Origin of the sequence: Pseudoalteromonas xiamenensis, from assembly GCF_017638925.1 — a bacterium.
Lineage (GTDB): Bacteria > Pseudomonadota > Gammaproteobacteria > Enterobacterales > Alteromonadaceae > Pseudoalteromonas > Pseudoalteromonas xiamenensis.
This window is the reverse complement of sequence record NZ_CP072135.1, coordinates 244,774-266,953: the sequence shown is the minus strand read 5'-3', so window position 1 is coordinate 266,953 and position 22,180 is coordinate 244,774. Positions and strand designations below refer to the sequence as shown.

The following is a 22,180-nucleotide window of genomic DNA, read 5'->3' as shown; positions in this document are numbered from 1 at the left end:
TTTAACTATTGACGCCATAGTCTCTTGTTAGCTGTACTGTAATCCGTAACCACATATAAGCCAAAAATATTTTCTTGAACTTCAATCATAAGCTCGTTACCTACTGATTGAGAATTCCAAAATTTTTCACCGACTTTTAGATCCAACATACCGTATTCTGCCGGAGCAATAGCCAATATATAGCTAGTCGATTTTCCTCTGCTAATTCTTTTTTCGGTTATTTCTGTATTCAAGTAGTTAGGCTCACCAACTAACATGTAAGAATTCGAGAAACCTATAACCGCGAGAAAAAAGAACATATACGTTGTCTTACGCTGGCTTCTAAAAAAATTCCTTTTATCTACAAAACTATCCCAAAGTTCAGAACGATTACGCTTTTTGTGCAAGATAAGCCCTACGATTAAACCAAATAGAGCTGTTCCTAAGGCTAGTTCGAAACCATAAAAGGTGCTGTTCACGGTTTCGATTGAAAACCAAACACCTAATATTAGGAAAATAAACCACAGAAATTGAGACGTTTTATCAGATTTCATAAGTACAGCTAACGCCTTACTAATGGGCGCATAAATGCTTGGCTATAATTAGCGACGAAGGAGCACAAGCCAAGCGTTTTGCGTCCTTTTGAGTAACTTGTATGGATAATACACCCATCTTAATTACTCTTTTTATACCGATTTAGGGTAAGGTGAGGCCCAAGCTTTAGCTGCAACTAAAGCCTTCTTTTACAGTAGTTCGATTGAGTGATGGCTCCTCCATTGAGAGACCGATAACAAGAAAGAACGCTGTAAAAGACTCCAAGCATCACACTCGAATAGTCTACTGGGCCTCGAGCTCGCATTATGCAAGCAAGAGTTAGCTTATATGAACACGAAACCAAATCAAAGCATTAACATTGGCGTTGATACCGGTAAATTTAAACTTGATATTTACATCCGTCCGCTGGATATCTACTTCACCGTTTCTAACGATGACAAAGGGATTAAAGAAGCTATTAGCAAGATTAAAAAGCACCAGCCTGAGCGCATTATTATTGAAGCAACAGGTCGCCTTGAAATGTCATTCATTATGGCATGCGCTAAAGCTGGTTTACCTTTTGTAATTGCCAATCCTGTCCACGTAAAACGCTTTGCCGGGGCGATTGGTCAACGTGCAAAAACCGATAAACTCGATGCTAAGCTGATAGCCCATTATGGCGAGGCTATTAAACCTGCACTCTCTCAGCTCAAGCCTGAGAATATGCAGCTTATGAGTGATTTAGTCGCGCGTAGAAATCAATTGCTCGTTATGCAAACTATGGAGAAAAATCGACTCCAAATCTTGCCAAAAGAACTCGCTACAACGATTAAACCTATCCTGACTGCATTTAAAAATCAGATAGCTAAAATAGAAAGTAAAATCGTCAAATTAATCGAGTCATGCCCTGAATATCAAGCAAAAAATCATCTACTTCAAAGTATGAAAGGGATCGGTAAAATAGCTGCTGCATCCATCATTAGTAACCTACCTGAGACTCGGTTATATGACCAATAAACAAGCATCCGCATTAGTGGGGGTTGCACCAATAAACCGAGAAAGTGGTCGCTTTAAAGGGATGCGAAAAATACAAGGTGGGCGTCATCAAGTGAGAACCGTTTTATACATGGCCATGATGTCGGCAATACAATCTAACCCGGTTTTTAAAGGCCAATATCAAAAGTTAGTGGCTGCAGGAAAACCTAAGAAAGTAGCACTCATTGCCTGTGTTAGGAAGATGATTGTTATCTTAAATTCGATGCTAAGAGACGGGGTAACTTGGGAAGCGCCAAAAGTCTAAATTTAATTATTGACGCCATAGTCACTTGTTATATTGCGATTACTTTAATGCTTGCTCTATTGCACATTGCAACAAGCCTTCATCCTCACATAGTTCGCGGTAATCTGCTAGAGGCAGATTACCCTCGTTGTATTGTTTTTCGAAGAAAATTCGTAAGCGCCATTCATCAGGGGCGACCTTGTCGAAATCAAAATCAATTCCGCCGACATCAGCCGTTCGATAGATATCTACTCCGATACCATGTGTACGATACATCCAATTAGTTCCAGGAATTGGTTTTGCTCCACGATATTTAGATTGGAGAATATCTTCAGCTTTTTCTAATTGGAAAGATTGAACTAGTAGTTCTTCAGCCCATTTTCTTTGGGCAAACCACAGAGGAATAATCTTCCTGATTTTTTCGAAATTATCCATATGCTCCTAAGCAATATAACGCCCGGCTCTGCGGCTGTTAAAAGAGGAGGCGAAGCCGGATCTTTTAACAGTCCGACAGCAGCTGCTTGTTAGGTGCTTCACACCTAGCCCTCCTTTCTCCACCTTTCTACTATTTTATCAAACGTAATATCTTTCCAACTTTCAGCCCATTCCTTGTAAGTATCGATGCTTGCAGACTTAGGCTCAGGATTTGGCTTTGGCAACTGAACTAGACTTGGAATAATTACAGAATCACCAACAACAAAGGCTTCGCCTTGGTTGAGCGATGGCAGCAAATCTATAAGGCTACTTGAGCTATCAGGCAACAAAGCTTTGATGTAGTTCTGATCGACTCTATTTGTAAGTCGCATCGCGATGAAATTATTGCACTGTGAGAAAATTGTTTCTGACACTTCTGACGGGCGTTGGCTCACAACCATTAGGCTCAGACCGTATTTACGCCCTTCTTTTGCAATTCTTTCAATAGACTTCTTAGAAGCCTTAAATTCGGCGCCGCCAGTCTTTGGAATGTAGTTATGTGCTTCCTCGCACACAATCAAAAAAGGAATATCGTTGGTTTGATTTGTAGAATGCCTTATCTTCGAATAATGGAATGCAAAGTCAAACATCAATCGAGATATAAGACTTACGGTTATGCTCAAAACTTCGAATGGTATTCCACTCAAGTCAACAACAGTAACATTGGATTTATCGATATACCCTAAAAACTGTTTAATTACTTCACTGAAGCCATTCGTTTTAAACGCTGTACCATCGTCTTTAACAGGCTTGAGTAAAAAGGCCAGCCTCTTATCGTTTAACTTGGTCTCTAGTCGTGAAATAAACCGATCAAACTCACCATTAAAACCTCCCTCCTTTGAAACCTTTGCACCAAGAGTTTCATGCTTCGCATTTCCAGTTGATGATAAAAAGTTAATCTTATGCCATAGACGCTCTTCGTCATATTCAATTTCTTCATCAAGTGTTGCAAAGTATTTTAGTGAGTTTTTTTCATAAACAGTTAAATTATTCTTGTTGTAAATATAGTTATAAACTTCATCAATACTGAAAAACACAGGAGAGTCATATGTAACTTTATCCAACTCTGGATTATGTTTCTCTTTATTTAAAATAACGGCTTGCTTAAACTGGGATAGCTGATTGTGTGAATTTTGCTCATTGCTTTCTATGAAAATAGACTCTAATTCTTCAGCATTCATTAGCCAATATGGGAGTTTCAGATTATCAACATCTAGTTTGTTTAGGCTGAATTTTTCACTTTCATCAACGGTGAAGGCTGACGAATACTCTGAGTGAATATCAAAAATTATAACGTGTGAGTTTTTTTGACTTTCTCTATTCGAATTTTTTGCATTGGCGATACCAACTGCATTTTGAATGAGACTAGACACAGCGCACGACTTGCCAGATCCGGTAGACCCCACCACCCCGATATGTTTGCCAAAAAACCTATCACCATCTATACAAAACGGTACGGTAGGGTTGCCTGACAGGCGACCAATCTCAAATCCAAAGCTGCTATCATCTGAAAATATTAGGGAAAGATCTTCTGTACCAAAGGTATGTACAATCTCCGTAGGGACAGGCAAAACTTGAGTTCCTCTTTTAAATTCAAGTTTATCGTCATTATTTATTAGAGCTCCGATTGGTGAAGCCTCTATCACAAAGCTCCATTCGACAGCACCATCTTTTTCTGATTTTTGAGCCGTCAAATTGTTTACAATGGCAACTGCATAGTTCTGATTACCATCTTCAATCTTTAGGAATTTACCAACTTGTAAATCAGTCTTGTTTTCTTCTAGTGTCTTAAGATTACCAATTCCAATTGTTACCTTATCTGGCGAGCTTGATAATACGTGTCCAACTTTACTCATGGCTATTTCTCATCCCTATTACATATTCAAGTTCGTTAAAGTTGCTTGTTCCAACTTGATAAAAGTTCACATCCGTTAGCTCAATATTATTAGGAGTCTCGCTGCTAACCAAATACAAGTCATCACCTTTTCTATGATTTATTGCTTCTTTTTCAGCGTCCATTGCTAATAACCTAAGATCGAATTCACGCTCTTCAATATTATTTCTGATTATTATTCTCATAGGGTCTCTGAAAAAATGATCGACTTCAAAATCGTTTCCAATAAGCCCTGTATTTGCTTTTATTCCCTTCTTGTACAATCGAGACTCAAGATCCCTGATTGCGTAAAAATTATCATTAATAATGAATGTAGGTGCCTTGAGATGGCTCGGTTTCGAATAGTATTTCTTTATGTAATTCCCGAAAAATACAACAACCTTCTCTTCATAATCATCAATGTCATTTTTGTTAATATAAAAATATCTGTCTCGGCTGTTTTGAGAGAAAAAACTGGAGAGCTGTTGTTTGATACGTTTAAGTATTTCACTCCGATTTTTTAGTGCTAGCGTCCATTTAGATATTGCTGTATGTGTGGCGTTTGAAAGGTAGCTATATAATTTTGCCTTAGTTATCTGTCTATCGGCTTCATTTTTAGTGCTCGACAATTTCGCAATTATTGATATCGAATTTGGGTAAAGTAAAGTACCAACATCACTCCCTTGAATTCCGAGCAACTCTAGAGCATCCTTCGTGCTATCTTCGATTTCATCCAAAGAAGGGCCAAAAACAATCCTTGTATTCTTTAAGAATTCATCCTTATCGAATGTTCCTGAGATCCTAGATGCGATCTTTAATAGTGATTTATCAGTGGTCGCTAACGCAGAGTCTAGGGTTGAAAGCTCAATACTTCTCTCGCCATGAGTTTCATTCGGGACATAAATAAAAATTGTGTATTTAATCTTTGCTGTTGGATTCTTGTCGTACGCTTCGGCCATTTGGAGCAAAGGCTTAAATATTAGGCTTGGTGTGAATTTTTCTTTGGACTCATGATATTTGCATTGAATGGCTTCCAGCTCGCCACTGGCGGACAGAACATCTACGTCTTCTACAACACCTTCGACAGTAATTACATCCTCATCGTCCGCATTAGCTATCTCAAGAATAGTTTTATTAAATTGATATAAAAATCCTTTAATTGTGCTATCTGCAATTCTATCTGACATTAAGCATTACATCCCTTTGTTTGTTGTTTCGCCAGTGCTAGTTTGGCACCTAACGCCCGCATAACGGGCTAGTAAAGCTTGGCTAAAACTGGTGAGGCACGAACCAAGCCAAGCTTTATTAGTCCTCGCGTTGATGCGTTTGTTAGCTACATTCTCATTCGAGTTGCTTGAACTTGTTGCTTGGCTTTTTCTTGCTCTTGTTTAATTTTTTGTTGTAATTTTTGCTCTAGCTTAACTGCTTCAGCAAATTCAAGAAGGGACATACACTTTGTAACGGTTGCATCCTGACTTACCCCAGCCACAAGACCAAAGCTTCCGGCACCGCTTTCACTATTTTTCTTGTGTGATACAAATGCGTTGATATATTTAATAAAACTGTCTTTTGATATACCTGAACTTAAAGCTAAATCGATATCGACTTTGAAACCAGAAAAATATTCTTGTGTGACTAAATCTATATCTTTGTTGCCGCTCTTAGGTTCACCATATATTAGGAAATGATGAGAGCCAAAAGGCTCAAGTTCTGCTTTAGCAGCTTTAAAGTTAGTAAACTTTGCTTCTTCATCTTTGACGCTATCGATGTCACGTTTAAATTCAATTAGCACCCATTTAGATGCATTTGCAAAAATTGCATCACCTGCTTTTTCATGATTACCATCTAAAGGAGCTACAAAAGTTCTGAGATCTACATACTTTTGAATAAAATAATATTCTACAGTTTTTTCCCACCATAAAAGTTTCATACAGACTCCTAAATTACACCTATGTAGCTAACAGCGCATTAGCGAGATTCTCGGTTAAGGAAGTTATCCACAATCCAATACTATTCCGCCAATAAATCGTTTTTTTATTTATAGCAATAAGTTATCAACTGTTTTTTGTTCAGACAACTAAAAAAGTGTTCAGCAAAAACGAGACTTTACTTATTCGAGCCTTACCCGGCTCGCTATGTAATTTATTTTTTCTATGAACTTCATAGAGATATGTTCTTTTACCACATAACCGAGCCATGTTTATCCATTACATAGCGTTCCATTTCTTTGATATTTTAAGCTTTACTACTTATAACTGTATATATATACAGCACACAAAGGCGACGTTATGAATCAATCACCATTATTGGACACTGTTCGAACAGAATTGCGAGCGCACCGTTACAGTCTAAATACTGCAAATATTAGTGGTCAGTTATTGAAAAGTGCAGACATACACAGTTCAAGACCTGTACCAACGCTTTAGCAAGTTTAAAAACAAAGCGTATCAAACCACGAATATTTCATTATATAAAACCCGAGATCGGCTTCTCGCTCATTACCTACTGTCTTAATCGTGCAAGAAGCGAACAAGGCAGCCCACATTCCACAGAATGGATGAAGTGATCCGATTTCTTTTTTGGCTTCTACTAAAAATTTCTCACCTTCATTTAAACCAATCTAATCGAGACTACGACTTATGTTTAAAGTAAGGATATCCAATGAAAAAGTGTCTAGTTCCAGCGGCTTTATTGGCCGCTTCACTGAGCGCGAGTGCAGCGCCTGAAATCGATTGTGCGGTATTTCCACCTCAAGCTACTTCGCTCTATATATTGCCTTACGAAGTGGGTACAGCCTGGGATATCTATGCCACAACGGAGCATTACCGCGGCGCAAACCAAGGGGTTGGTTCTTATGCAATCGACTTTGTGATGCCGATTGGCACAAAAGTACTTGCGTCTAGAAACGGTGAGGTAGTGAGCATCCAAGCCAGTTTTAAAGATGGTAACAGCGAAGATTTAAAAGAAAATTATGTATTTATTAAACATAGCGACGGCACCGTTGCTAGGTACTTTCACCTGAGATATGACGGTGTTTTGGTTCAACAAGGGGATCAAGTCGTGGCTGGCGAGGTGATTGGGTTAAGTGGTAATACGGGTCAGAGTGGCGGTCCACATTTACACTTTGACGTCCAGCGTTGTGGGCCTAATTTGCCGCCACATTACAATCGTTTGCCTTGTGGTCAAACCGTACCTTTAACCTTTAAGAACACCACAGAGCATAGCTGTGGCTTAACAACGGGTAAAAAGTACACCGCGCTTCAATTTAATGAGTAATCAGTTTAAATTAGTGCATCCTAATGGTGATCCAAATACACTCTTTTTGTTGAACAAAATAAAAAGCGCCTTGTACATCACCGTATTCATGATCTTGTCGTTATACTTGATGTAATTGTCTTAACCGCTGGATGTCTTTTTGAGGTGGGAGGCCAAACAAACGACTGTACTCTCGACTGAACTGCGAAGCACTCTCGTAGCCGACTAAATTGCTGGCAAGTGTCGCATCAACACCTTTTACCAGCATTTGATCTCTTGCTTCTTGTAACCTTAAGGTTTTTAAATATTGCAGCGGACTGGTGCCGGTTAAAGCCTTAAAATGTTGCCTGAATGTTGAAGCACTCATGTGTGCTTGTTCAGCCAGCTCGTTCATATTAATGGTTTGAGCAAAATTCTGTTTTAGCCAAGTGACTGCTTTTAGTACATTACCATTGGGCGAGCCTAATGCAGCCATATGGCGAAGGTGCATGCCATGAGGGCTATCGAGTAAACGCACGACAATCTCTTTCTCAATGAGCGGCAATAATCCAGCCATTAACGAAGGTTGCTTTTCCAGCATTAGCAATCGCTTTAATGCATCTAAAAGACCATCGTCGACGTCGTAAGACGATAACGCCTGAAACTTCATGTCTCTCGGTGGTTTTGAGAGTTTTAACTCTGCACAGGTTTGCAGAATGAGTGAGTAATCTAATTTTAGTATCAGCGCAATAAATGGCGTATATCGAGAAGCGCTGGACACATGAGAAACGACCGGTAAATCAAACGTTGTGAGCATGGCTTGCCCAGCATGACAGTGAGTCACGTCATTTTCTTGTAAAAGTTCTTTGCCACCTTGCAAGACGACGGCAAGGCTCAGTGTGTATATGCAATGTAAGGGTTCGGTGGGGGCGTTGCGAACATGGATAGTCAGACCTTGAATACCCGACTCAAAGTCACCTTCTTTACGGGTAAATTCCTGTACCAGTTGAACCAGTTCACCACTAGTAGCCGCATTTTTGTCAGGAACCATTGGATACCCCTTGATAATGTTGATTGTAGACTTTGAGCATGACTTGCGTAGAGAGTTGATTGCCCATTCTGCCCCTGTTTATAGCCTGATGCGAAAACGACACCGCACCGTTTTGTTTCACCAGTGATTCAAACTCATCAATAAAGTGTTGCTCAAACTTACTGTTAAACGTGTTGAACAAAACGACATGCTTATCCTTAAACACATTGCTCTTTGCAAACTGCCAAATCGGTGGTGCTGGGCTGTAGAGCCATATTGGCGCCCCTAAATATACTGTGTCATAGTGTTGCAAATCGAGCGCTTCAGGCGTGATAGTAGTAACATGACTGCGGGCATCGTAGAGTGCCCGTATCCAACCGGGAATACCTAATGCGTAATCTTCCGCAGTAATAACTTTCACCTCCGCGTTATGTAAAGTCGCAATATGGTTTGCCAACACGTGGGTGTTGCCCGAACGAGAAAATACAATCACCACCGTTTTGGCATTGTTGTTACCAACAACAGAATTGTCATTGCGTAATGTGCTGTTGTCCAAATATTGACGTTTTTCAGTTGTTGTTACAAACAAGGCAACGGCTATGGCACTAACAAGTATCACCAGCACGATTCCCAGTGAAATGATTAACGCCCACTTCATAACGGGTTGATCCTTTTTAATCGATATGCCGACCAAACTAAAGGGCGGCATACTCTCATTGTTTAGTCGGTTAGTTATTTTTACAGGTGCTTTTCCAAAAATGGCAGAATGTGCGCCATCGCCAGCGTGACTGGCTCATCTTTATCGTACAAATCGTAATGGGAAATGCCATCCAATTCGACGAGTTGACGGTCTTTGCTGGCTGTTGCTCTTCCGTAAACTTCCTGACCATCTCGATAGGCGCCAAATGCCCCGATATTCTTACCGATTACGGTCATGACGGGTTGAGTCAGCAGCGTTTCGGTGAACGCAAACGCATCCCAACTGAGGATCCGTTGTGCATTGGAAAATAGCATTTTCGTGGCGCCGCCTTTACTTTGGCCTCGCGGTGTTTTGTAATAATCCGTCGCTTCATAAACGTCTCGCTCGGTCAGACCTAACTCGGTTGCGATTGTAGGAGAGGGTGGTAAAAGCTCATTAACCTGTAAAGCTTCACCCTTTGCCTCGATAGTGCGCTGATCTGCCATCGCCGTTAACACGCCAAGTGGGTTATATTCGCTAAAACCTTCGCGAAATAATCGCCCCAAATTCACAGGCGTAATGCCAACCACTGCTTTTAAACGCTTTTCGGTTAATGCGGCATTTATTATGTAAGCACCACCGCCGCACACACCAATACCCGCAATGCGATTTGAATCGACAAAGGGCTGTGATACCGCATAATCGATAGCTCGGCTGATATCTTCAACCCGTTGTGACGGATCTTCGAGATATCTGGGCAGGCCACCAGACTCGCCCTGAAAGCTGGCATCGAAGGCTATAACCACATAACCTGCTTGGGCCAGCGCTTTACCGTAAATGGCACCAGATGTTTGCTCTTTACAACTACCAAACGGGTGTACACTGATGACCGTTGGATAGATTAAGTTGTTGTCAAAATTGTCCGGATAAAGAACCTGCGCAGCCATTGGCCAGTTCATGTTGTGATTTTGAAAAGTAACGTGTTGACTGTTCATCTTATTCACCTATTAGAAGAGGCAAGCAGTGCCTCTTCTGAGCTAGAAATTAACCTAAAGTACGTGCAAAGAAAGGGGCTAACACACTGATAGCGTTTTTGATTTCGCCTGCGCCATCGTACAAGTCCATGTGGTTGGCACCGTCAATGATATGCATTGCTTTGTCTGTGGATGCGGCACGTGCCATTAGGTCATCGCTCATCCATTTACTGCCCGCATTACTGCCTACTACGAGTAATAATGGTTGTGTAAGGAATGCTTCTGCTTTGAAGAACGCATCGTAACTGACCAGCTGAGTTAAGCTTCGGGCAGTGCCAAAGCCAGGTGCAGTGCAATAGGCCGCACGGTCAGTGTGGTAATATTCCCATGCCTGACGCAGCTCCTCGTTAGGGGCATCTTCCTCTTTTAGCGGAGCCATTGGCATGGTGGCAGTCGCATTACCGCTGGCGTCGGACGTTCTTGAATCAGAACCCGCTTGCAAATAAGGCAAGGCATCACTGTCTTTTACGTTGTTATTCCACCCATTTCTGAACATCTGTCCGATGTTCACCATGCTAACTGTACCGACGGCTTTGATACGTCTGTCGTTAATCGCTGCATTAGCGGTGTAGCCAGCACCAGCACAAATACCCATGGCACCAATGCGGTTGTTATCTACATAAGGCAACGTCGTTAAATAATCGATGGCTGCGCTAACATCTTCGGTACGGATGTGGGGGTTTTCTAATTGACGCGGGGTGCCCGTGCTCTCACCTTGATAAGACGCATCGTAGGCAAGGGCAATAAAGCCGTTTTCAGCCAATTTTTCAGCATAAGTGCCCGCTGTTTGCTCTTTCACCCCACCACCTGGGTGAGAAATAACAATTGCAGGGTAAGTGTTCGACTCATCGAAATCTTGCGGAAAAAAGACCAATCCAGCCATGGTGATATCAAGGCCATTTGTATTGGGGAAGTTGACTTTATTCATGTTGAACGCTCCTAAGCTTAAACTTAAATGATCTGTTAATGCTGAGCTGTTTTGTTGCGCAATCAGCATTGGCGATGGGGATAAGTATAGAAAGTGAGCGATAGAAATGTTTGCCTAAAATGACGAACTGATTGCCTGATATGTCATTTTGAATGCATGGATTGAAAAACGGAAATCGCTAAACAGTGAAAAACCGATTGGCGTGCTAAAACAAAACTCGATTAACCTTGTACATTTTTAGGAACACGACGAGGAACGTAAACTTTCATCTAAACAATGGGTTATCTAATAACAAGCGCTAATTGTAGATTTTCATTGTCGTCGGACACGTCAATACACTAAGTCATATGGTAAAAGACAGCATCCTTATCGAAAAGTGCCCATACTGATTGTTCAATTTAACGTTTTGCTATAAGAGATAAACCATGTTCGGTTCTTAAATCCAAGTACCAAGGTTCCCACTCACGGTTCATTTCAAGGAAAAATGTAGTAAATCATGCCCTTTGCTAAACTCTATTTACTGGGAAATCCATAACAACATTCACAATCGTGTTTAGTCGCGATTGAACATAGGCTTTTATGAAAGGCTTTAAGAGACTTGATTACTTGAGTTAGTCGTCACAGGTTCATTTACAAAACAGGTAGTTGAGCGTAATGCAAAAAAGCAAAATACCATTACTGCTGCACTTCAACAGTAATGCGACAGTCTATGTGTTTGAGCATTTGATTAAGTACATTTGGCGCGCTGCACGCGTTATTAGTGTGGTTGTTTAGCACATTGAGTAAAATTTCACATTGTTCGACGTGCACATGTTGCCTAACAATAAACATGTTAATGTCGTCCATCGAATACTCGGTCAATAGGGCTGTGCCACTATAGGCGTGCTCTTGCTGCATTTGGCATTGCGCATCTTGCACTTCTTTTGTGAAAGTAAGAGCTTGTAACTTGGTTAAGCCACTAATTCTAAAGTAGGTTTTTAGCATGCGTCGATGTTAGTCATAAAAACCTAATTATAAAAATCCCAGCGGTTAAAGGCAATGGCGCTTTAACAAGCGCCAAAAAGCTCATCCCTACAATTTGAACTTGGCCACTTTACTTTGTAGCGTACTCGCGAGAGTCGCAAGTTCTTGGCTTGCGATGGCATTTTGCCGTGAACTTTCTGATACGGTTTTAATGCTGCTATTAAACTCGTTGATGTTCCTTGAAATATCAGCAGCCACCGTGGTTTGTTCCTCCGTTGCGGTGGACACTTGAATGTTCATGTCTGCAATCGTCGTAATGGAATAGGATATTTCTTCAATCGCACTTTGAGATTCTTCCGAATGTTTCACGCTTGTAGACGCACATTGCTGCGCCTTTTCCATGCTACCAACGGCGGTTTTTGATGCCTGTTGCAAGCGTAGAATCATGTCACTTATGCGCTCCGTTGCCTGCTGTGTATTGTGTGCCAGCTGCCTTACTTCATCTGCAACAACAGCAAAACCACGACCTGAGTCCCCTGCCCGCGCAGCTTCAATGGCCGCATTCAACGCGAGTAAATTCGTCTGTTCAGCCACCCCTTGGATCATTTGAACAACGGAATTAATTTCGTTAGCTTGTTCGCTTAAATTCACAATAACTTGGGTGCTCTCATCAATTACTTTGTTGAGGGTTTGAATGGAATCGATATTCGCAGCTATTTTTCCGATACCAGCCTTTGCCAGCTGCGTCCGAATCCGTAGCTTTTCCTGCAGTTAATTCAGCGTTGTTGGCTACTTCTTGGATTGCTGCACTCATTTGTGTGACGGCTGTTGCTATCATTTCAGTTTGTTGCTGCTGATCACTGGCCGTATTCGCGACTTGATTTGAAATGACCTGCATTTCTTCCGCTGCAGACCCTAACGTCATTGAGGCACCATTGACCTCTTTGAGAATCGTTCTAAATGCACAGAGCATATCATTCACACTCGATGCTGTTTCTGCGATTTCATCACTGCCCACTACTTCGGAATCTTTTCGTAAATCTGCTTCACTGGCAATGTGTGAAACGGTGCGCTGTAAGGAGCGCAATGGCCGAAATATCGAGCGATAAATCAATGTTGCACCGACAATCAACACACCTATCATCACCGCCATTGTTACCATCAAAAGAATTCGCGTTTCTTTTGCTTTGGTATCCGCCTCATTGCGAAAGCGACCTGATTCATCCAATTGCAAATTAATTAAAGCTTCTAAACTTCCAGAAAAAGGGTCCATAAAGCCATACAGTTTAGGCACAAATTCATCGTTACTCATTTGCTTCAGCTGTCCATTACCGAGCTGTAGTTTCATCGCTTGAATTTCGGTATTCGCCTTTTTCATTAACCTATCGCTGATATCAACCAGACGAGCTTCTTCACTCGTTAATTTGGTTTGTTTATATTGGCCCCACACTTTTTCAGCATTTGTCAGTGCATCATCTATTTGCCCTTTTAAGTCCTCAACGGTTATTTGCGCTGCACGATATTTATGAAAGCTATCGACGATTTGTACGGCATAGCCATCGGACACGGATTTTATTTGCTTTAATGGGATAACCCTATCTTCATATAAACTATCGATGCCGTTGACTAAACCAGACATAATTTTCAATGAAAAAAGGGTAGTAAAGACAAGTGCAATTAACGGGACAGCCGCTAGAATGATGAGTCGATTACGAACAGAAATTGAATTAAGCATATCTTTATAACGACAAAGCATTGTTTTATTTAAGCGTATAATCAGCCTTTCATTTGTCAAAAATTTGCGTGAGATTCAACCCAAAAGCCTATAGGTGCAATTTAACTAAGACTAAAGAACCAGATTTAAACGCTTATAAATAAAAAACCACCTTTTTTAGGTGGTTTTCCGAATCGATACGAACAACATCGAGTGGGTTATTCATGCCCTTGTGCCATTTGGCTCTGAATATAATTTGGCAGCCCCATCAGTTTTATCATATTAATATGCTGCTCTAACCAATAGATGTGATCCATTTCGGTATCATCAAGCAGTGTTTGCAAGATTTCACGGCTCACGTAATCTTGTGCCTTTTCGCATTCCGAAATAACTTTTTTCAAATGTGCTGCAACTTCACGCTCGGCGTTTAAATCATTTGCCAACATTTCTTCTACATTGCAGCCAACATGAATTGCCTTTCTGGATGCAGTATCCGGTACACCTTCCAGAAATAAAATTCGCTCAATGATTCTTTTGGCGTGGTCTAACTCTTCTTCGTACTCGTGCGCGAGTTTATGGTGCAGTTGCTCAATACCCCAGTCCTCATACATTTTGCTGTGGGCAAGGTATTGATCCATAGACGTAAGTTCAAGCGTAAGCTGCGCGTTCAATAAGTCGATAATAGTCTGATTACCTTGCATAAGTTAGTCCTCTAGCATGGATTGCAGATAGTTTTGGATACCTATGTTTAGAATGAGAGATTGCTGCGTCTCTATCCAGTCTACATATTCTTCTTCGTATTCCAGAATGTCGGTCAACAGATCTCGACTTACATAGTCTTGTTCTTTTTCACACAACGCGATGGCCGCTCTCAGCGCTGGTAATTGGTCCATTTCAAACATTAAATCACAACTTAGCATTTCTTCAGTATGCTCCCCGATCCGCAGTTTTTCGAGGTGTTGTAAATTAGGCAATCCTTCTAAAAAAAGGATCCGTTCGATTAAATCATCAGCCTGTTTCATGTCCTTGATAGACTTTTTATACGCTTTTTCGTTTAGTTCTTCTAATCCCCAATTTTTAAACATACGAGCATGTAAAAAGAATTGGTTAATCGACGTAAGTTCGAGCGTGAGAATGCGGTTTAGCTCGACTAACACTTGCTTGTTCCCTTGCATAAATCCCCCAAATTGACAGACAGGCGCCACTTAACCCTAGCCTATTTTATGGGCAAATCAAGAACGAAATGAACCTAACAGATTTTAAATATACTCTTTTAAAATAAAGGACTTATAACATAATTGAGAGTGATTTAGATTCCCGTTTTAGTCAAGCCGATAAGCCATTGTAACCTCAGTGTTTAAGTGATTTCTTCACCGAGATATTTAACCGTTTAGCTAAGCGTACAAGGTTTGCTCTATCTACATCCAGTAACCGCGCCGCTTGTGCCCAATTAAACGCGGCTTGTGTCAATGTGCTTGTAATAAGCGCTCGCTGGAAATCATCCGTTGCCGATTTAAGCGGTAAATTTGTTTGGGTCGGCGTCAATGTCGTTGTCGAATCTGAGTGTGTACCAAGCTCACAATGCGCAGGTGACAGTTTGACCATGCGGCTTTGCCATTCATCATGCTTAGCTTTGAGTGCGGTTCGGCTTAAAATATGTTCGAGTTCGCGCACATTTCCCGGCCAATCATAACTTTCTAAGCGTGACATTAAGGGCGACGTAATCACTAATTGCTCAACATTGAGTTTTTTCCTCAATTGTTCGAGGAAAAATCCACACAGTAACGTAACATCGCTCATGCGAGTGCGAAGTGGCGGCACTTGAATAGGGTAAACACTCAAACGATGATATAAATCAGCACGAAAGCGACCTTCCGCGACTTCTTGTTGTAGATCACGATTCGTTGCAGCGACTATTCGCACATTCACAACGTGCGTGTCATCCGCCCCGACAGGTTGAATTTCACCACTTTGAAGTACCCTTAATAACTTACTTTGCAACGACAAGGGCAGTTCGCCAATTTCATCTAAAAAGATGGTTCCTCCATCCGCTAAGGGGAACTTACCTTCTCGGTGCTTATCTGCGCCTGTAAACGCCCCTTTTCGATGACCAAAAAACTCACTCTCTGCAAGTCCTTCAGGTAACGATGCGCAGTTAACTTGTACATAGGGATTATCTGCACGATTGGATTGTTGGTGAATGTGCCGAGCGACAAGCTCTTTACCTGTGCCTGTTTCACCAGTAATTAAAACGCTCAGATCTGAACTTGCCACCAGCCGGATTTCTTGTTTTAACTTTTGCATAAGAGGGTGTTCGCCAATAATCGCATGACTGGCTTGTGTCATTGCATGCACTACCGCGCTTTGATGTTTTGCACTCGTCGCTAATTGCACATGATTGAGCACGGTGCTAAGCGCATTGCTAATCGTAGCGTTGATCATGTCGAGCATGCTGTCTGGGTAATGCTCAAACGCGCTAGGGTCTAAACTATCAAAGGTCACCACACCCAACACTTTGTCTTGCTGTTTAAGCGCTATCCCCATGCAAGCATGAACAGGAATATCACCGTGACTGGCCAACAATAAACCATCATAGGGATCTGGAAGCGTACTTTCATGGTCAAATCGAACCACGTGATCCGCGTTTAAAATCGTTTCTAGTCGTGGATGTTCGCTAATTAGAAAACGTCTTCCCAAGCATTCAGGCAGTAGACCATGCACAGCTATAGGTGAGAGTTTTCCTTGGTCAAACAACAATATTGCCAAAGCATCGGCATCGAGCACACTGAATAATGATTTCAATACCACTTCCCCAAATTCATTGAGAGTGTGTTCAACCTGATCACGATTAGATAAACGTGCAACATGTTGATGTATTTCCAAACTGAATGTCAGTAATCGAGATAGCTGCGCTTGATTCATGTCATTTTGACTCATTTATATAATTTTAACCCATCAAATAATAGGTCACATTGACACTTTTATCAAATATGAATTATTTAACACATTGTTATTTAATGATTTATTTCTTGGCACACCTTTCGCTAATACCTAATCAATCAATCGTTGTGTTTAGGTGACTTATGCAATTACCCAATTCGCTATTAACTTTTGCAAATCTGTGCCTTTTTGTTTTCACTTTGCTGTTTTGTATCTCGGTGATGTTGTCGTATCCGCTGGCAAATTTCCTTTCCATGCAATCACAGATCGCAGCACACATTGCTACGATAATCGTCGCTGCACTCATTAAAATCAGTTACGTCGTGCGTCGCGTTTGCCAGTATCAACTCGGTTTGGAGGTACGTTAATGCGCCCGATTAATTTAGTTGAACCCATCGACACAAATGCACCTTGGTTTCATGTTCATCGTTGGCCTGTTTTTAATTTGGGTTTTCGAAGTCTATTTCTTGCGGGTGGTCTGTGGGCTGCCTGTAGTATGTTGGTTTGGCTGCTCATCTTATCTGGACACTTTGCATGGCAAGCCGCATTTCCTGCGACTTTGTGGCACGCTCATGAAATGATTTTTGGGTTTGCAGGTGTGGTTGCGGTCGGTTTTCTGCTCACCGCTTCTCAGAACTGGACTGGAGCAACGACATTAAACGGTCTGCCGCTTTGTTTGCTCACGTGTATTTGGGTTGTCACCCGTATTTTACTGCTCGTCAGTCCTGATCCTATTCTGATGGCGCTCGCGGGTCAAAGTGCCTTTTGGTTGTTTGCCATTTGTCACTTTAGTTTAGTATTGCTTTCTACTAACTCGAAAAATAACTACATTTTCATTTATGTACTCAGTGGAATTTGTATCGCAGATATCAGTTTTTTACTGTTAATTGCATTTAGTGCATATTCACTTGCCGCCACGTTTACTCAAATCGCGGTATTGATGTTTACCCTGCTAATCGGGCTTATCGGTGGTCGTGTCATACCTTTTTTTACGGCTCGAGGCTTGTCTTTGCAAGACCAAGTCAGAACACCAAAAGTAGATAAGTTGTTATTGGTCGCTTCTACGATTGGTTTGGTTGGTTTTGTGACAGCCAATGTGTTTTCAGGCCCATTGAATCCGGGTTATTTGATTTTAGTTGCAGCGCTGCTACACCTTTTTCGGGCAATAAAATGGTTTAACGTTGGTGTGTTTAACGTTCCTCTGCTTTGGTCTTTGCACGCAGCTTATCTTGCCACAAGCTTTGGCCTACTTTGGTTTGCCTTAACGTTTATTTTTATATTGCCGCATGGCAAAGATGCGCTGCATCTTATCACAGTTGGCGGTATTGGGCTGATGATCCTTGCCATGATGGCAAGAGTCTCTTTAGGTCATACATCAAGACCATTGAAGCCTCATTGGCTTATCAATTTCGCGTTTGCAGTTTGCTTAGTTGCCGCAGTGATCCGCGCATTTGGACCGCTTTTTATTTCCCCTCATGTTGCTTGGCTCATCAGTGGCACGCTGTGGGTCAGTTCATTTATTTGTTTTGTCTGGGTTTATTTCCCAATTCTGACTCGTCCTCGCATTGATGGGCGTCGTGGTTAATTATATTTTTCTGGAGTTTATATGTTATCAGAACAGCAGTTTGCGCTAATTGAACAGTCTTTACCCTTGGTTGCAAATGTAGGTGTAGGCGTTACCGAGCATTTTTACGCGCGCTTGTTCGAACACAACCCTGAAGTGAAACATTATTTCAACTTGAGTAACCAACAAAGTGGTAAACAACCGTTTGCGCTGTTTTCTGCGATTGCGCGCTTTGCGAAATTTCTTGGTGAACCTGAAAAGCTCGACACATTGAAAAAGCAGATTGCCCAAAAGCACGTTGCATTGACGATTAAACCTGAACACTACCCAATCGTCGGCACACATCTGATTGCTACCTTACAAGAACTCTTTCCTGAGGATTTTACAAAAGACATTGAAGCCGCTTGGACCGCGGCGTATTTGGCCATTGCGGATTTACTGATCACGGAAGAAACCGGTCTATACGCTCAAAATGCTGCCGCAGTGGGTGGCTGGGATGGCACTCGTCAATTTCAAATTACGCGCATTGAGCAAGAATCTGAACAGGTGAAAAGTTTCTATTTGGCGCCGACCAATGGCGGTCCTATCGTTGGCTTTACGCCTGGTCAGTACCTAACCGTGCAAGTGCAGCCAGACGATCAAGCTTACCGTCAAATGCGCCACTATTCGATCACCGGAATTTTCGATGGACAATATCGCATTTCAGTTAAACAGGATGGTGTGGTGTCCGGCTTCTTGCACAAGGCGAGTATTGGTGCGCTGATTGATTTAACGCCTCCTTCAGGAGATTTCACATTAAAAACGTCCAGCAACCCGAAGGTGTTTATCAGTGCCGGAGTCGGTATTACGCCAATGGTTGCGATGTTAGGTCATCTCGTCGAAATGAAGAGCTCAACACCATGTCACTTTTTACACGCTTGCCAAAACGAAGCGATGCACAGTTTTAAAGAGTGGTTAAATGGGGTTTCTCAAAAAACAGCCTTAGTCGATGTGATTCACTGGTATGAAGAGCAGTCTGATTATGCAACGTTTACAGGGTTTATGAACTTGCATGACGTGACTAATTTGCCCATCAAGGATGGTGAATTCTACTTGTGTGGTCCGATAGGCTTTATGAAAGCGATTTATAAGCAGCTCACTGCGCTTGGCGTGTCGCAAAGCCAGATCCATTATGAGTTATTTGGGCCTCACAGCGACTTAGCCGCTTAACTCAAATAGATTGAGGTGCACATCTTGTGCTCCTCAATACTTTTTACATTTTTAAAATCGTCATCGGTTTAGGCATTCACAAAATGCCGCAAATCATCCAGCTCATTCTGATTATAAACTTTAATGCCGTTTCGACTTAGTAGCTCCGCCGTAACGCCCCTTCCGTCCGTTGATTTACCTGAAAAGCTACCATCGTAAATGCGACTGTTAGCGCACGATGGGCTAAATGCCGTTAAGATAGCAATACGTATGTTGTGTTGCTGACAGAAGGCCAAAGTCAAATGCGCTGCCGCAACAAATTGGTCTGTCACGCACTGCCCCGTATTTTCTTTCACTTGTTTCAAACCATCTAACACTTCAGCACCAGTACCGTGGTCAATTTCTGCGGGCGCTCTCGGTATACTCATTCCTGCTGCGACTTCAGGACAAAAGGTTTTCAATTCAAAATGTGTATGTAGCCATGTCATGGCATCGATATCATTTCGCACGCAACTGGCGTTGTAACGCACGGGTTGCCCCATAAGACAAGCGCTTACGAGAATGGGTTCTACATTGGTTCTAGAGTGATTCATTGAGTCCAATCGCCTGTTCGTTTTAATAAGCCAAATGGAACTTAGAATTTAAGCGGAGGTGGGCATCAATGTCGACTCCCACCTAAGGACGATACTATTTCGGTACTTTTGCAAGGACAGAATCGATGTCACTTGCACTGTGACGGTCAGCTAACATCTCCCATTCCTCCCCCCAAGTACGATTAACAATCCGGCCACGTTCGACACCAGGACGTTTTGCGATGAGTTTTGCCCAGCGCATCACATTTGGATAACTTTCTACATCCAAAAATTCTGCTGCGTTATACGCAAGTCCAAGCACAACATTACCGTACCAAGGCCAAATAGCGATGTCGGCGATAGTATACTCGTCTCCTACAATATAGGTTTTTCCTTCCAGCTGCTTATCAAGCAGATCCAGCTGGCGCTTAGTTTCCATGGTGAAACGATTAATAGGGTATTCGAACTTTTCAGGAGCGTACGCATAAAAGTGACCAAAACCGCCACCTAAATAGGGCGCAGACCCCTGTAACCAAAACAACCAGTTCAGTACTTCTGTTTTTTCTGCGTGGTTCGAAGGCAAGAAATGCCCAAACTTCTCGGCAAGGTACAAAAGAATATGGCCTGATTCGAACACTCGAACAGGTTCATCCTCACTGTAATCCATAAGCGCTGGGATTTTAGAATTCGGGTTTACTGCAACAAAACCTGATGAAAACTGATCACTGTCACTAATGCTAATCGCATAGGCATCGTAATCAGCTTCCTTTACACCCGCCAACAGCAACTCTTCCAAAAGGATCGTGACTTTCTGCCCATTAGGCGTTGCAAGAGAATACAGTTGAAGCGCATGCTCGCCTTTTGACAAGTCGCGTTCAAAACGTGCGCCAGAAGTTGGACGATTGATACTGGCCCACTGACCCCCATTTTCATCGTCCCAAGTCCAGACTTTGGGTGGATTGTACGTCGTTGACATGAAATCTCCTTCACATTAGCTAAGTGATAACTCGCTTGCGAGCTCACCTTTAGTCTTAAACAAATGAGTAGACAATAAGACCGCGCAATCCTCGAAAGGTATTCATGCCAGCCTTGACATTTACCTCAAAAAATCGTGCAAGGTTTATCTGAACCCTATCCACCTGAGCACTACGTTAATCTTTAGATACTTTGGGGCATGCTTTGAACGAAGAGCCAAGCAGCGCCTTCACAGAAAAAGGCTTTTCAGCATCTGGGTTTATCTCCACTTGCGCTATATCGATAACCTTTACATCACCAGGAGCATTGAGGTGCCAAAGCCCGGATTTACGCTCGGAAAAACAAAAGTCTGGCGTGTCGCCATGAACAAGTAATAGCGGGTAATCAAGTTGCTTTGCAAGCCCATCCAATTTGTCACGATACACCTCAAGGCCATCGCATTTTTTAGGGTTATCGGTTGTACATTGGCCTTTATGTTTTGCTTCGACAAAGAGATCAGCTTGAGTAAAGACTACGGCGGCTTTATGCCCTTTTTTCGGTAGGTTTTGCTCTAGCCACTCAAAATTATGTTGGTCTCGCGCGTCGACTTCTTGATAGGCTTTGGCCTCATCCGACATTTTAATTTGGCGTCTACCGTTATTCGTTGCAACCGCGTGGATCGTTAAAAACTGCACGCCATCAATATTCCAGCTTTGATTTTCTTTTATGCTTTCTTGGCGTTTAAATTTTGGCAACGCCGGTGTGCTTTTTGTAAACTCAGCGCGAATAAAAGCAAGGCGTTCTAATTCATCTTTAGGGTCTAACAGTGATGAACGATCACAGTCAGTCCAATCATTGTCACCCGGCGTATAAACAAATGGCTTATCACTTACATGGCTAATAAGCGCATAATTTTCTTTTAGTAGCATATCCGTACACGATTGAATGCTCGCTTTCATATCACCAACATGGACGTAAAAATCGTGCTGTGCAGCTTCAGCGGCTTTAGCTAACTTTCCATCTTTTTGTAACCATTCAGCTTCTTTTGATGAATATGGCATGTCACCAAAGACTAAGAAATTTATCGGTTCTGACTTTGCAACTGCATTAAGCGACAACCCCAGACAATACAAAGAAACGAATAGCTTTTTCATGTAACTCCCTCAAAGACAATTTATAGCATGGATAACGCTACATTATTTCTATGACTCTTATGTTATTTTGCGCTGAGTAGCCTTAAT

General features: G+C 42.0%; 23 protein-coding genes and 1 pseudogene. 6 read left to right on the top strand and 18 right to left on the bottom strand.

Annotation, left to right across the window (positions count from 1 at the left end):
* Positions 1-5: 5 nt before the first annotated feature.
* Positions 6-533, bottom strand: coding sequence for a hypothetical protein (locus J5O05_RS18990; protein WP_208845183.1), 528 nt, complete (start codon positions 531-533; stop codon positions 6-8).
* Positions 534-861: 328 nt separating this feature from the next.
* On the opposite strand from J5O05_RS18990, the pseudogene J5O05_RS18985 reads away from it, so the two are divergent.
* Positions 862-1,813: pseudogene (locus tag J5O05_RS18985) on the top strand (IS110 family RNA-guided transposase).
* Positions 1,814-1,852: 39 nt separating this feature from the next.
* Here the strand turns inward: J5O05_RS18985 and J5O05_RS18980 are convergent.
* From J5O05_RS18980 to J5O05_RS18965, 4 genes are all read right to left on the bottom strand, one after another.
* On the bottom strand, positions 1,853-2,227 hold the full coding sequence (locus J5O05_RS18980) for a DUF6896 domain-containing protein (protein ID WP_208845182.1): 375 nt from the start codon (positions 2,225-2,227) through the stop codon (positions 1,853-1,855).
* Positions 2,228-2,331: 104 nt separating this feature from the next.
* Positions 2,332-4,122, bottom strand: a complete 1,791-nt coding sequence (locus tag J5O05_RS18975) for an ATP-binding protein (RefSeq protein WP_208845181.1) — start codon at positions 4,120-4,122, stop codon at positions 2,332-2,334.
* Positions 4,115-5,326 carry a hypothetical protein gene (locus J5O05_RS18970; protein WP_208845180.1) on the bottom strand — a complete coding sequence of 404 codons (1,212 nt, stop codon included), beginning with the start codon at positions 5,324-5,326 and terminating at the stop codon, positions 4,115-4,117. Before J5O05_RS18970 ends, J5O05_RS18975 begins: the two co-directional genes overlap by 8 nt.
* Positions 5,327-5,472: 146 nt before the next feature.
* Positions 5,473-6,069, bottom strand: coding sequence for a hypothetical protein (locus J5O05_RS18965; protein WP_208845179.1), 597 nt, complete (start codon positions 6,067-6,069; stop codon positions 5,473-5,475).
* 358 nt (positions 6,070-6,427) lie between these two features.
* Here J5O05_RS18965 and J5O05_RS18960 point away from each other — a divergent pair, with 358 nt between their 5' ends.
* A complete protein-coding gene (locus tag J5O05_RS18960; protein WP_208845178.1) occupies positions 6,428-6,565 on the top strand; it encodes a hypothetical protein in 138 nt (45 codons plus the stop codon).
* A gap of 235 nt (positions 6,566-6,800) precedes the next feature.
* Positions 6,801-7,415, top strand: a complete 615-nt coding sequence (locus tag J5O05_RS18955) for a M23 family metallopeptidase (protein ID WP_208845177.1) — start codon at positions 6,801-6,803, stop codon at positions 7,413-7,415.
* Positions 7,416-7,515: 100 nt separating this feature from the next.
* Here J5O05_RS18955 and J5O05_RS18950 read toward each other — a convergent pair whose 3' ends face one another.
* From J5O05_RS18950 to norR, 10 genes are all read right to left on the bottom strand, one after another.
* Positions 7,516-8,424, bottom strand: a complete 909-nt coding sequence (locus tag J5O05_RS18950; RefSeq protein WP_208845176.1) for an AraC family transcriptional regulator — start codon at positions 8,422-8,424, stop codon at positions 7,516-7,518.
* Positions 8,414-9,061: a flavodoxin family protein gene (locus tag J5O05_RS18945; protein WP_208845175.1), complete on the bottom strand. Its 648-nt coding sequence runs from the start codon at positions 9,059-9,061 to the stop codon at positions 8,414-8,416. Before J5O05_RS18945 ends, J5O05_RS18950 begins: the two co-directional genes overlap by 11 nt.
* A gap of 80 nt (positions 9,062-9,141) precedes the next feature.
* A complete protein-coding gene (locus J5O05_RS18940; RefSeq protein WP_208845174.1) occupies positions 9,142-10,077 on the bottom strand; it encodes an alpha/beta hydrolase in 936 nt (311 codons plus the stop codon).
* 49 nt (positions 10,078-10,126) lie between these two features.
* Positions 10,127-11,113 (bottom strand): alpha/beta hydrolase, encoded by a 987-nt coding sequence (locus J5O05_RS18935; protein WP_482817162.1) that lies wholly within the window; start codon positions 11,111-11,113, stop codon positions 10,127-10,129.
* A gap of 606 nt (positions 11,114-11,719) precedes the next feature.
* Entirely contained in the window at positions 11,720-12,028 is a 309-nt protein-coding gene (locus J5O05_RS18930; protein ID WP_208845172.1) for a hypothetical protein, read from the bottom strand.
* A gap of 87 nt (positions 12,029-12,115) precedes the next feature.
* Entirely contained in the window at positions 12,116-12,658 is a 543-nt protein-coding gene (locus tag J5O05_RS22120; RefSeq protein WP_244370169.1) for a methyl-accepting chemotaxis protein, read from the bottom strand.
* A gap of 19 nt (positions 12,659-12,677) precedes the next feature.
* The gene (locus J5O05_RS18925; protein WP_244370168.1) at positions 12,678-13,742 is read right to left on the bottom strand and encodes a methyl-accepting chemotaxis protein; all 1,065 of its coding nucleotides are present in this window, start codon (positions 13,740-13,742) and stop codon (positions 12,678-12,680) included.
* Between the two features lie 197 nt (positions 13,743-13,939).
* A complete protein-coding gene (bfr, locus tag J5O05_RS18920; RefSeq protein WP_208845171.1) occupies positions 13,940-14,422 on the bottom strand; it encodes a bacterioferritin in 483 nt (160 codons plus the stop codon).
* A gap of 3 nt (positions 14,423-14,425) precedes the next feature.
* Complete coding sequence (bfr, locus tag J5O05_RS18915; protein WP_208845170.1) at positions 14,426-14,896, bottom strand: bacterioferritin; 471 nt, start codon at positions 14,894-14,896, stop codon at positions 14,426-14,428.
* 175 nt (positions 14,897-15,071) lie between these two features.
* Positions 15,072-16,643: a nitric oxide reductase transcriptional regulator NorR gene (gene norR / locus J5O05_RS18910; protein WP_208845169.1), complete on the bottom strand. Its 1,572-nt coding sequence runs from the start codon at positions 16,641-16,643 to the stop codon at positions 15,072-15,074.
* 161 nt (positions 16,644-16,804) lie between these two features.
* Between norR and J5O05_RS18905 the strand changes: the two genes are divergently transcribed.
* From J5O05_RS18905 to hmpA, 3 genes are read left to right on the top strand one after another with little or no spacing between them, the layout of a single operon-like run.
* Complete coding sequence (locus tag J5O05_RS18905) at positions 16,805-17,029, top strand: hypothetical protein (protein WP_208845168.1); 225 nt, start codon at positions 16,805-16,807, stop codon at positions 17,027-17,029.
* Positions 17,029-18,246 carry an NnrS family protein gene (locus tag J5O05_RS18900; protein ID WP_208845167.1) on the top strand — a complete coding sequence of 406 codons (1,218 nt, stop codon included), beginning with the start codon at positions 17,029-17,031 and terminating at the stop codon, positions 18,244-18,246. The genes J5O05_RS18905 and J5O05_RS18900 overlap by 1 nt, the downstream gene beginning before the upstream one ends.
* Positions 18,247-18,267: 21 nt before the next feature.
* Positions 18,268-19,434 carry an NO-inducible flavohemoprotein gene (hmpA, locus tag J5O05_RS18895; RefSeq protein WP_208845166.1) on the top strand — a complete coding sequence of 389 codons (1,167 nt, stop codon included), beginning with the start codon at positions 18,268-18,270 and terminating at the stop codon, positions 19,432-19,434.
* Between the two features lie 68 nt (positions 19,435-19,502).
* On the opposite strand, the gene J5O05_RS18890 is transcribed toward hmpA, so the two are convergent.
* The 3 genes from J5O05_RS18890 to J5O05_RS18880 form a co-directional block, all read right to left on the bottom strand.
* A complete protein-coding gene (locus J5O05_RS18890) occupies positions 19,503-20,006 on the bottom strand; it encodes a 2-thiouracil desulfurase family protein (RefSeq protein ID WP_208845165.1) in 504 nt (167 codons plus the stop codon).
* A 94-nt stretch (positions 20,007-20,100) separates the two neighbouring features.
* Complete coding sequence (yghU, locus tag J5O05_RS18885; RefSeq protein WP_208845164.1) at positions 20,101-20,961, bottom strand: glutathione-dependent disulfide-bond oxidoreductase; 861 nt, start codon at positions 20,959-20,961, stop codon at positions 20,101-20,103.
* Positions 20,962-21,136: 175 nt separating this feature from the next.
* Entirely contained in the window at positions 21,137-22,093 is a 957-nt protein-coding gene (locus tag J5O05_RS18880) for a hypothetical protein (protein ID WP_208845163.1), read from the bottom strand.
* Positions 22,094-22,180: the final 87 nt, after the last annotated feature.